We start from the raw sequence: 11719 nt of genomic DNA, 5'->3' as shown, positions 1-11719 counted from the left end.
CCAAGAAAGGCGGGCCTCTGCGGGGGATTCGGCCAGCCCGTTTGCAGTGCCCTCCTATGCGCCTGTGGCGCGCGCGGCTCAAGACCCTGTCGAGCGCCCGCGTAAAATAATTTCAATTTTCGGATTATCTATTACGCGGACTTGCAAAGACGGCCCGGCGGCGATCCTCCCGGCGATGAAGGTTGCGCATTCCGCATCTCCACCCCGGTCCCATCCCGCAATTTTACGACGTGATCGCGATCGCCTTTTTGGCGAGCCTGGCGATCAGCGCCGGATCGTCGGCCGCCTTGGCGACGATACCGATATGTCCGCCCGGCATCGCGCGCGCGATCAGCACGACGAACTCGGCCTCGCCCGCATCATGTTCGAGGATCAGCGCGGGATGCGCGCGGCGGAGCGCCTCGACCGCATCCTCGCCCTTGTCGGAGGCGTCACCTTCGGGTTTGCGACGCGCGCGCGCGTCCTTGACCAGTCCCTTGAGGCCGCCCGGATAGCGGTCGAGATAGGCAGCGAGTTCGCCGCGTGCGACGCCCTCTTCCTTCGCGTGCCCAAGCACACAGGCATATTCGGCAAGCCGCGTCTTGTCGTAATTCGCCCCGAACACGAGCTTGACGACAGGGGTCATCGGCGCGCGGTCCTGCGCCTGCAGCCCGGCGTCCTCCAGCATCTCTGCAAAGGCTTCGGGCTGGGCCTCGGCCGCTAGCGCGAAGTCCCACGCCTTGCCCACCGCCTGATAGAGCGCGGAGCGGCTGCGGCTGTCGGCGGCGATCGCGCGCTCGGCGGTCTCGCGCGCGAGCGCCAGCCAGTCGGCGAGTTCGGCGTCGGTGCCGGGATCGGCGGAGACGGGGACGTCTTCGTCGGCGGTCTCGGTCAGCAACATCTCGTCCTCGTCGCCAAGCGCCGCGAAGCCGGGCGCCGCGCCTTCGTCGATATGCTCGGAATCGGGACCATCGGCCCACACCGGAACCGGCGCGGTCAGCGGCGCGGCGGTGCGCAGCGCCTGCTCGACCGAAAGCTGCAGTTCGGCTTCCTGCTCGGCGGGAACGCCCTCCTTCCAGTTGATCACGCCCATGATGAAGTCGATCGTGTCGTCGTCGGACGAGAAGGGCAGCAGGATGCCGCGATACATGATGGTCACGCCGCGGTCGTTGACGAACTCGGCCTCGAAGCCGATCGGCGCGCGGTTGGCGATGATCTGGAGATAATGGTCGGTCAGCCGCGACAGCAGCGAGCGGCCGGGGATCTGGTTGATATAGTGAACGTCCTCGCCGATCTCCGATTCCTCGCGCAGCTTTTCGCCAAGGAAGGAAATGCCCGGATTCTCGATGCCGGTGGTGAAGTCGAGCAGCACCGCGTGCGGCCCGAAATCGGCGCCCTCGAGGTCGACATCCTCGACCGACGGATAGGCGCGGTCGGCCAGCAGCGAAGCCCAGTAATTATAGGCCCTGACCTGCATCCGCCGTTCGTCGACCCCGACCACCGGCGGCGCGTCGATCGCGCCATCGTCCTGGTCGTGGCTGCCCGAAAGCAGTCCGCGCAAGCTGTCCATCACATGTCCCCAGTCGCAAACATCGCCGGATGTCATGCAACAAGAGTGGTAAAGGCCGCGTAAACGATGCCTTGCGGGCGGCCCTGCGCGCTATCGTCTGTCAGGCGAGACGAGTATCGATCGGCAGGCCGTTCTTGAGCGTCAGCGTCACCGGCGTGCGCTCGGCAATATCGGCCATCCGCGCCCGCTGCTCGTCGTCGAGACCGGCGATCGTCAGTGTGCGGTCGATCCTTTTTTCCTCGACCCCGTGCAGCCGCAGCGCGACTTCGAGCGACTCCATCGGCCAGCCCTTGCGGTCGGCATACATGCGCAGCGTTATCGCGGTGCAGGCGCCAAGGCTGGCGAGCAGCAGGTCATAGGGCGCGAACCCCGCGCCCTGCCCGCCGAGCGCGGGCGGCTCGTCGGCGACGATGTCGCGGCCGCCGACGCTGATCTGGGTGCGGTATTTGTCCTTGCCGATGCGGGCGGTGCCTTGGGCCATGGCGTGTCTCCTTCGTGCGCGCCGGCCCTGATAGCAAAGCGCGGCGCGGAAAGGCGATGAATCCTGCGCCCCGCTGCGGCCTGGTCGAACACACGGAAACGGATCGCCGCGAACCCGAAACCCGCCCCCCCCTTTCGGGTGGGCGGGTCCCCCTTTTCGGGTCAGGCGGTGCGATCCGCGAGGTCCGGCGCCGGCCGCCGGGCATACACGCCGAAGGCAGCGATGATCGCGTAGCAGGCGGCGGGCAGCAACAGCGCGAAGCCGAGGTGCCCCGTGAGGTCGGCAAGCGCACCGGTCGCAAGCGGAACGACCGCGCCGCCGAAGATCGCGACATTGATGATCCCCGATCCGTCGGCCGCGCGCGGCCCGAGCTTTTCGGACGCGAGGCTGAAGATCGTCGGGAACATGATCGAGTTCATCAGGCCGATGGCGAGTAGGCTGTAACCCGACACGCTGCCCGTTGTGCCGATCGAGATCAGGATCAGGGCGATCGCACCGACCGCGACGCACGCAAGCAGCTTGCCGGGGCTGATGACGCGCATCACCGCCGAGCCGATGAAGCGGCCGATCATCGCGCCGCCCCAATAAAGGCCGATAAGCTTGCCAGCGGCCTGTTCCTGCAGCCCCATCACGCCCGGTTGCATGAGGTAGCTGACGATCAGCGAGCCGATCGACACTTCCGCGCCGACATAAAGGAAGATGCAGAGCGCCCCGAAACCGAAGCGCGGACGTTTGAGGAGGTCGAATCCCGTCAGCCCTGCGCTCGCCTCATGCTTCTCGCCCTGCAGACGGTTGCGGAACAGCCACACCGCTCCCGCCACCACCGCCAGCGCGACCGCGATACCGAGATAACCGTGGACGATCGCCTGGCTCTCGGCCGTCCGATAGGCATCGAGTTCGGCGCCCGACAGCTGGTCGGCGCTCACTTTTGCTAGGCTGCCGAGGATCAGCGCCGACCCCGCGATCGGGAAGATCGTCGTGCCAAGCGAATTGAACGCCTGCGCGAAGGTCAGGCGGCTGTGCGCGGTCTCGGGCTTGCCGAGCAGCGAGATCAGCGGATTGGCGACGACCTGAACGATGACCACGCCGCTCGCGAGGACGAAGAGCGCGAGCAGGAAGAGGCCGTAGGTCGCGGTCTGCGACGCCGGGATGAAGAGCAGGCAGCCGACCATCATCGTCAAAAGCCCTGCGACCGCGCCGCGCATATAGCCGATCTTCTTGACCAGCTTCGCGCCGGGAATCCCGATCAGAAGATAGGCGGTGAAGAAGCAGAACTGCACGAGCATCGCCTGCGTATAGTTCAGCGTGAACAGTTCCTTCAGCTTCGGAATGATCACGTCGTTGAGCGATGTGATGCCGCCGAAGATGAAGAACAGCCCCATGACGAACAGGCGCAGCTCGGGGGCATCGACATGCTCCCCGGCGCCCTCACGGGCAATGGAATCACTATTGGTCAGATCTGGCGTGACGGCCACGATGTCTCTCCCCGGAGAATCTACTCCGCCAACCCGTGTGCGGGTTTGGCTATTTCACGGTCGGCGGGCAAGCGAGATTCTCGCCGACCGCCTCGATCCGCGCCGACAGCAAGGTCAGCACGAGTCCCTTGTCGCCGTGCACCGTCGTCGCGTAGCCGACCTTGGTGAGGTCGGCACCCGCGTCGGCGAAGCAGCGCAGCGGAATCTTGATCGTCGAAACCTGCCCGGTCGGCGCGGCCTTGACCCAGCCGCTGACGTCGAATGCCTTGCCGCCGAGTTCGACCTGCGTCAGCCCGCTGCCGACCGCATCGATCCGCCAGTCGATGCGCAGCGCGAAGCTGTTGTTCAGCTGGCGCGACATATCGGCACCGGGGCCGGTCAGATGGAAGGACGCCGGCCCGCTCCACGCGAAGCTCTTGCCATCCTCCTGCGCCGCGACGTCGACCGAGCGCGTCTTGAGGAGGCCATAGCTGCTGTCGACCGGGCCCGATTCGACCTGCCGCGATCCACCCGCATCGGTGACCGACAGCAACCACGGCGCGCGGGCGCGGCCGCCCGAGAAGAAATTCTCGACGTTCAATATGCCAGCGAGGTCGAGGCCGAGCTTTTCGGAAAGCTGCGGAACCTTCGTCTTGTCACCATAGGCGAGGCCGTAGCCGACCGGAAACTGCGCCTTCTCGACCGGCGAGCGCGCGTCCGAGGGCCAGGCGAAGGGCAGCTTTCCGGTGAAGCCGCGCGCGGTCTTGCCGTCCTTGCCCGCGACCAGCACGTCGGCGACGCCGGCGCCCTGCGATCCCGGTAGCCACGCGGCGACGAAGGCATCGGCGGCGTTGATCTCGGGGTTGGTGAACATCGGGCGGCCCGACAGGAAGACCGCGACGACCGGGATGCCCGCCGCTTTCAATTTCTTGAGCGTCGCCAGATCTTTCGCCTCGGCGGGCTGGTAGTCGAGCGTCGGGACGTCGCCCTGAAACTCGGCATAGGGATGCTCGCCGAACACCACGACCGCGACATCGGGCTTTTCCTTGTAGAAGCCGTCTTCGGACAACGTCGCGATGCCGCCCGCCTCGCGGACCGCCTTGTCCATGCCCTCCCAGATCGTCTGGCCGTTCGGGAAATCGGCATGAGTCACGTCGGTGCCCTGCCAGCTGATCGTCCAGCCGCCCGACTGGATCGCCATGCTGTTCGCGCCAGGTCCGGTGACGAGTACGCGCGCACCGGCCTTGATCGGCAGGACGCTTCCGTTGTTCTTGAGCAGCACGAGCGATTTCGCGACCGCTTCACGCGCGATCGCAAGATGCTCGGGCGCGCCGACGGCGGCGAAATTGCCGCGATCGACATGTTCGACGTCGAACAGGCCGAGCTTGTATTTGACGCGCAGGATACGGCGCACCGCGTCGTCGAGGCGCGCGGCGGGAATCGTCCCGTCCTTTGCCTGGCGGACCGTCGTTTCGTATAGGCCCTTCCAGCTGTCGGGCGCCATGAACATGTCGAGCCCGGCGTTGATCGACTGCGGACAGTCGGTGACGGTGCAGCCCGCGACTTGGCCGTGGCCGTTCCAGTCGCCGACGACGAAGCCCTCGAAGCCCATCTTGCCCTTGAGCGCGTCGGTGAGCAGCCCCTTGTTGCCGTGATTCTTGACCCCGTTCCAACTCGAGAAACTGGCCATCACGGTCAGCGCGCCGGCGTCGATCGCGGCGGGATAGCCCTGTGCGTGCTTGGCGACCAGCTCGGCCTCGCCGATCTTGGCATCGCCCTGGTCCCTGCCCTCGAAAGTGCCGCCGTCGGCGAGGAAGTGCTTCGCGGTCGCGGCGACATGGCTCGCGTCAACCGAGCGGCCCGGGACGAGCGGCCCCTGCAGCCCGGTCACCATCGCCTTCGCATAGGCGGCGACGAGCGCCGGGTCGGACGAATAGCCTTCATAGCTGCGGCCCCAGCGTAGATCCTGCGGGACTGCGAGCGTCGGGGCAAAGGTCCATTCGATCCCGCTGCCCGAAATCTCGGCCGCGGTGACCGCGCCGATACGTTGGATAAGCTCGGGATCGTGCGCGGCGCCGAGCCCGATATTGTGCGGGAACAGCGTCGCGCCCGGAATATTGTTATGGCCGTGGACCGCGTCGACGCCGAAGATGATCGGAATCGCAACGCCGTTCGCCTGCGGGCGCTGCGACACGGCGCGAAATTCGCCGACCAGCCTTGCCCAATCGGCGGCGCTCGACCGTTCGTTGCCGTTCGGGCCGCTGTTGCCGCCCGCAAGGATCGATCCGAGCGGATAGGTTTCAAGGTCCTTTGGCGTGATCGTGCTAATGTCGGCCTGGACGATCTGCCCGACCTTCTGCTCGATCGTCATTTTCGCCAGCGTCGCATCGATCCGCGCCTCGGTCGCCGGGTCGGTGATCGCAGCGGGGCTCTTGGCGGCGGGCCAGAGATCGGGGTGGACCGCAGCCGACGCCGCCTCGCCCGGGGCTTCTGCCATCGCCATACCGGCGGTTCCCGTCAGCAGCAGCGCGGTCGCCATCGCTATCGCCTGTCGACGCATCTTCACTCCCATCCCATTTTTATGTGAACGTTATCAATCGATCTGTCGCACAGCCCCCTCGCGAAATCAAGGGGCCACGGCGGAATTGCGATCAGGCGCGTCGCGGCAACGTTGCGAGCAGCAGCACTGCGCACCCTGCGAGCCCCGCAAGCAACAGGAAAAGCGTACTGAAACCGAAGCTGGGGACGAGCGAGATCGTCAGCCAGGGCATGATCAGCGACGGGATGGTATTGGTGAGGTTGAAGAGGCCAAGATCGCGTCCGCGCCGTTCGGGACGCGGCAGGACGCGAAGCATCTGCCCCGAATGAAGCGAAAGGAAGACTGTGGTCGCGATTCCGAAGCCCAGATAGGCGGCCTTTGCCGATGCCGCATCGCCCGCCAGCGCCATGCCGACGAGGCCGACCGATGACAGGGCGGCGGCAAGGATGAGCGGGGTAAACGGGCGGTCGTTGCGGTCGGCCCAGCGACCGGCGAGGAGGGCAACGGGCACCGCGATCGTCAGCGCGATGCTGAAGATCCCTGCCTTCTCATGGTCGCCCATTGCGGGATCGATCGAGCGGAACCAGAAATAGAGATAGGCGAAGAGCGCCGCCTCGGCGATCTGGACGAGCAGGCGGGCGAGCCACATGCGCACGGCAGGCTGCGCCGGCTGCTTCGCCGCTTCGCCCTCCGCTTGGCGCTGAATCAGTTGGGGAAAGGGCTGCGGACGCCCGGCGAGCAGCGCGGGCAGGATCGCGAGCGCCATCAGCGCGGCGATGACCACGAGCCGCTGTTCGAGCGACACGACCCCCGGTAGCGTCACCAGCGCTCCCGACCAGGCGCCGAGTGCGGGCGAGAGGGCGAGCAGCCCGCCGAGCAGGCCCTTCTGCTCGTCGGGCACGAGGTCGCCGCCCCACGCCGCAAGCGGTCCGAGCATCATGTTGAGCGCCAATTGCCACGCGACGATGATCGCGACCAGCGCCGTGACATCTTTCGCCAGCGGCACCGCGAGCAGCAGCAGGATGGCGAGCAGCAATCCCCCCGCGATCCAGCCGCGCCGGTCGCCCGTGCGGTCGCTGAGCCAGCCGAAGACGATGCCGCCGATGCTCGCCGCGACCGCGCCGAGGAAGGTCGAATAGCCGAGCCATTCGACATCGGCGGCGCCCGCGAGCTCGGCCATGCGCGCGGGCAGCAGCAGGGTCAGGAAGGGAACATAGGCGATCGCGCCGCCCGCCGACGCGAGTGCGTAAAGCAGCAGAAAGCGCGTCGACTGACGCCGCGGCGCCGCGGCTTCAGCCGCCATGCGGAGCGGTCGATCCGCGCTCGACGAGGCTGCCGCTGACCACGGTCGGGCCATCGGGCAGCTTCTCGCCGCGCTGCGCCGCGATGATCAGTTCGACCGCACGCGCGACCGTCTCCGCCACCGGCTGGTCGACTGCGGTCAGCGGCGGCTGGCTGAAATGGACGATCGGCGTGTTGTCGAAGCTGACGATCGACAAGTCGCGCGGGACGTCGAGCCCGAGTTCGCGCGCGACCTCCAGCGTCGCGAGCGACATCTGATCGTTGCTCGCGATGATCGCGCTCGGCGGGTTCGGTCCGGCGAGCAGCGCGCGTGCGCCCGCCTCGCCCGAGGCATAGCTGAAGTCGCCCTCGGCGAGCAGGCCGTCGACGGTCAGCCCCGCCGCCGCCATCTCGGCCCTCCAGCCGTCGATGCGCCAGTGGCTGAGGTCATATTCGACCGAGCCCGAGATGAAGCCGATGCGCCGGTGCCCGAGATCGATCAGGTGCCGCGTCGCACGCGCCGCCGACCCCTCGTCGTCCATCGTCAGCGCGATCCCCGCCGCGCCGCCGTGCGAGCCGATCCGCGCAAAGGGTATCCGCTGGTGATGAAGCAGGTTCACGATCAGCGGATTGTCCGAGTGTGGCGGGGTCAGGATCACGCCATCGGGCTGCAGCGCGGCGATCGTCGCGCGGAGCTCGCGTTCGACATGATCGCTATGCGTATCGACCAGCTCGAAGATCATGCGATAGCCATATTCGGCGCATTTCAGCATCCCGCCGAACAGCATCTGGTCGACCCAGTCGGTACCCTGCCGCGCCTTCCAGTCGGCGATCGTGCGCTCGCGGTCGTTGATCGCGAGGATCAGGTACGAACGCGATCCGCTCATCCGCTGCGCGGCGATCGAAGGAACATAGCCCAGCTTGTCGATCGATGCCTGCACCCGCTCCTTCATCTCGGCGCGAACATTGGGTTCATTGTTGATGACGCGGCTCACCGTCTGCAGCGACACGCCCGCGTCGGCCGCCACATGCTTGATCGTCACCGATTGCCGCCGCCGCCCCATCAGCCCCGCTGGTCCTTCGCTTCGCTACCTTGCGAACTGCTAGCGTTCCCATCACTGCATTGCCAGACGCGAACCCGCTCGATTTCCATCTTTTTCATGGCGCGGAGCCCGATCACGCCGCCTGCGGCTCCGCGGCGCCGCAATAGCGTGCGACATAGGCGTGATGATCGGGCAGCGTCGCGGCGGTGCGCGCGACAGTTTCGCGGAGGCCCGCCATGAATTTCTCGAGCTCGTCGTCGCCGAACTTCTCGGCGATCGGGTGCCAGCTCTGCGGCTCGACCCCCTGCCCCATCATCACCTGCACCCAGCTGTTCTCGGCGAACAATTCCTCATTCTTGCGGAAGGTGCGGCCGGTTTCGCGGAACAGCTCGATCTTCTGTTGCAGGCTGTCGGGGACCGGCATGTTCGCAACATGGCGCCAGAACGGGCTGTCGCGGCGCTCGGTCGCCTTGTAATGCAGGATCACGAAGTCGCGGATCTGCTCGATATCCTGCCGCTGCTGCTCGTTGAACTCGATCGCGTCGCGCTCGCTCACGCGGCCGTTCGGCATCAGGCGGATGAAGCGCAGCACCGCGCGCTGGATCAGGTGGACCGTCGTCGCCTCGAGAGGCTCGACGAAGCCGCCCGCAAGGCCGACCGCGACGCAGTTGCGATACCATTGCTTGCGGCGGACCCCGCCCTTGAACTTGATGTCGAACGGTTCGATCCGCGGCGTCCCGACCCTCGACATCAGCCTGTTCAGCGCCTCGTCGCGCGACAGATAGCCGCTCGAATAGACGATCCCCGCGCCCATCCGGTGCTGCAGCGGAATGCGCCATTGCCAACCGGCGTCGTGCGCGATGGCCTGCGTATAGGGCATCGGTGGGCCGAGATGATCCGACTGGACCGCGATCGCGCTGTCGTTCGGCAACCAGTGCGACCAGTCCTCGAACCCCGCGTGGAGAGCGCCGTCAATCAGCAGGCCGCGAAAGCCCGTGCAGTCGACGAACATGTCGCCCTCGATCCGGCGGTCGCCGTCGAGCAGCAGCGCGGCGATGTTGCCGGTCTCGCCGTCGAGTTCGACCTTCTCGATCCTGCCCTCGACGCGCTTCGCGCCGTCGGCCTCGGCGAGTTTGCGCAGGTAGCGGCCGTAGAGCGTCGCATCGACATGATAGGCGTAGTTCATCCGGTCTTCGGGCAGATGCGCGAACTTGCCCTGCAGCCCGGCGACGAGCTCAAGACAATAATCGTCATAGCTGTGCGGATAGCCCTTCGCGCGCGCGGCGAGCCAGAAATGCTGGAAACCCGCCGACCAATGGTCCTTTCCGCTGAGCCCGAAGCTGTGGAAATAGCTGTGCCCGTCATATTTCCAGTTGTCGAACAGGATGCCCAGCTTGAAGGTCGCCTGCGCCGCGCGCATGAATTCGGGCTCGGCTATGCCGAGGATACGGTTGAAATTGACGAGCGGCGGGATGGTGGATTCGCCGACGCCGATCGTCCCGATCTGTTCGGACTCGACCAGCGTCAGGTCGACCGTATGCCCCAGCGTCCGTGCGATGGCCGCCGCCATCATCCAGCCCGATGTTCCCCCGCCGGCGATCACGACGCGGCGGAGTGGCTTGGTATCGTTCATCGGCTGAGTGTCCTTAACAAGAAAGCGCGCAGCCGCCCCGCCGTCTCGGGGGTGAGCGGGGCGAGGATGCTACGCGCGGATTCGGGAATATGGTCGGTCACGCCGCCATCATTTTCGAAGACATAATGGTCGAACAGGTCGCGCCAGATCGCCTTGTCCTCGGGCGGCAGATCGCGGATGGCGAGGATCGCGTGATTGAGCGCTTCCTGCGGCTGGCCGAGCCACGCCGGGGTGCGCCGCCACCAGTAATTGACGAGGATGTTGAAGTCGGCGAGCCCCTCGACATGGTGCCACCACATCGAGGGGATGAAGATCGCGTCGCCCGGTTCGAGCTCGACGGTCAGCGCATGCGCCATCGCCTCGACAAAGCGCGGATACGCGGCGAGATCGGGGGCATCGAAATCGACCATGCTGACGACGCGACCCGCAGGAGTGTGGTCGATCGGCCCGAGATAGAGGTTGCGGAACTGGTCGGGCGGAAACAGCGTGAAGCGCCGCCGTCCTGCCGCGCAGCAGGCAAGATTGTCGGGGAAATCATTATGCGCGGCGATCCGCGTGCGCGTCCCGATCCAGATGCTCTTGAGCGGATCGCGCGCGCCGAGATCGACCGGATTGGCCTCGTCGAGCCCGTCGAAATGCGTCGGGATGTCGATCGACGCGAGATAGACGGTCCGAATGTCGCCAAGCTGTTCGCCCTTGTCGATTCCGGCGAAGATGTCGGCGAGTTTGCCCGTCCCGGACCGGAAATTCATCGCCATGTCGTGATCATAGAACAGCCGCCCGTCGTGCCCCGGCGGACCGATCGACACCATGAACGGACGGTCGCGCGCATGATCGACCAGATAGCGGCGCACATCGCGCGCCGAGCGTTTCGCCGCGGCGACGAGCGGCCAGCCGGCTACGAGCCCGCGCAGCACGAAGGGCTCGCGCGCATCGTCGAGCAGCGAATCGAGCCCGGCGCCGCTCCACTCGCGCTCGGGTACGCGGTCCAGGCGGTCGTAGATCGGGCCGTCGCGGTCAGCCATGGCGCCGCCTGCGGTTCTTGCGGTCGACGAGCGGACGAAGCTGCGAGAGCGAGGCGAGCGCCATGAAGATCGGCATCAGGTGGCCGTCACCGTGCAGCTTGCCGAGCGCCGCCGCGTCGAGCGCGCGGAGCTTCGCCTCGTCGATGATGTGAAAACCGACGAGCGAATTGACCGACCCGTCGTCGAGCGTCACCTCGAGCGTGAAGGGTTCGAGCAGGTCATGCTCGGTCAGCGCATCGAAGAAGGCAGCGCTCTGACGGTAGCCGAGGTCGAGGTCGCCGAGCTTGCCCGCTATCTCTTCGAGATACGGGGTCGCGAGTCCCGCCGCGTCGAACAGCCGCACCCCCTCGTCGCCCGACGCGATACGCGGGTGGGCCAGATCGACATGCACCTGCGCGGGGCCGTCGCCGCTTGCGGGACGGCCAACGAGGAAGGGCTGGATCGCGAGCGACAGCGGCCGATACCCGGCGTCCCAGCGCGCGCCGTCGAGGAAGAGATTCTCGCCCGATTCGAAGCCGAGCAGCGCGACGGCGAAAAACTCGTCCTGTCCGGCCTCGCGGCGGAACAGGATCGGGAAATGGCCCTGGATGTTTCGGAACTCGGACGGCACGGTCAGCGTCGCCATCACCCCGTCGCCAAGGTCGGCCCCCGCATCGACACGCACGCGCAGATCGTGGTGGACAGTCTGGTCGAGAATGGCGTGGTTGGTCATGC

Annotated in this window: 9 protein-coding genes; all 9 read right to left on the bottom strand. The window is 66.5% G+C overall.

The annotated features are described in order from the left end of the window. Positions 1–223: 223 nt before the first annotated feature. Positions 224–1549 (bottom strand): PAS domain-containing protein, encoded by a 1326-nt coding sequence (locus QOL68_RS08350; RefSeq protein WP_058457050.1) that lies wholly within the window; start codon positions 1547–1549, stop codon positions 224–226. Between the two features lie 100 nt (positions 1550–1649). Continuing rightward, positions 1650–2030 (bottom strand): OsmC family protein, encoded by a 381-nt coding sequence (locus QOL68_RS08345; protein ID WP_058457051.1) that lies wholly within the window; start codon positions 2028–2030, stop codon positions 1650–1652. Positions 2031–2191: 161 nt separating this feature from the next. After that, the gene (locus QOL68_RS08340; protein ID WP_282948971.1) at positions 2192–3505 is read right to left on the bottom strand and encodes a sugar MFS transporter; all 1314 of its coding nucleotides are present in this window, start codon (positions 3503–3505) and stop codon (positions 2192–2194) included. 49 nt (positions 3506–3554) lie between these two features. Next, positions 3555–6023, bottom strand: a complete 2469-nt coding sequence (locus QOL68_RS08335; RefSeq protein WP_282948973.1) for a glycoside hydrolase family 3 protein — start codon at positions 6021–6023, stop codon at positions 3555–3557. A 112-nt stretch (positions 6024–6135) separates the two neighbouring features. Then, on the bottom strand, positions 6136–7326 hold the full coding sequence (locus tag QOL68_RS08330; RefSeq protein ID WP_282948975.1) for an MFS transporter: 1191 nt from the start codon (positions 7324–7326) through the stop codon (positions 6136–6138). Next, complete coding sequence (locus QOL68_RS08325; protein ID WP_282948977.1) at positions 7316–8368, bottom strand: LacI family DNA-binding transcriptional regulator; 1053 nt, start codon at positions 8366–8368, stop codon at positions 7316–7318. Before QOL68_RS08325 ends, QOL68_RS08330 begins: the two co-directional genes overlap by 11 nt. Positions 8369–8480: 112 nt before the next feature. Continuing rightward, positions 8481–9980: a tryptophan halogenase family protein gene (locus QOL68_RS08320; protein WP_282948979.1), complete on the bottom strand. Its 1500-nt coding sequence runs from the start codon at positions 9978–9980 to the stop codon at positions 8481–8483. Then, positions 9977–11005 carry a cupin-like domain-containing protein gene (locus QOL68_RS08315; RefSeq protein WP_282948981.1) on the bottom strand — a complete coding sequence of 343 codons (1029 nt, stop codon included), beginning with the start codon at positions 11003–11005 and terminating at the stop codon, positions 9977–9979. Before QOL68_RS08315 ends, QOL68_RS08320 begins: the two co-directional genes overlap by 4 nt. Further along, positions 10998–11717 (bottom strand): SapC family protein, encoded by a 720-nt coding sequence (locus QOL68_RS08310; RefSeq protein WP_282948984.1) that lies wholly within the window; start codon positions 11715–11717, stop codon positions 10998–11000. The genes QOL68_RS08315 and QOL68_RS08310 overlap by 8 nt, the downstream gene beginning before the upstream one ends. Positions 11718–11719: the final 2 nt, after the last annotated feature.

Source organism: Sphingopyxis sp. Geo25 (assembly GCF_949769135.1).
Classification (GTDB): domain Bacteria; phylum Pseudomonadota; class Alphaproteobacteria; order Sphingomonadales; family Sphingomonadaceae; genus Sphingopyxis.
This window is presented reverse-complemented; position numbering and strand designations above follow the sequence as displayed.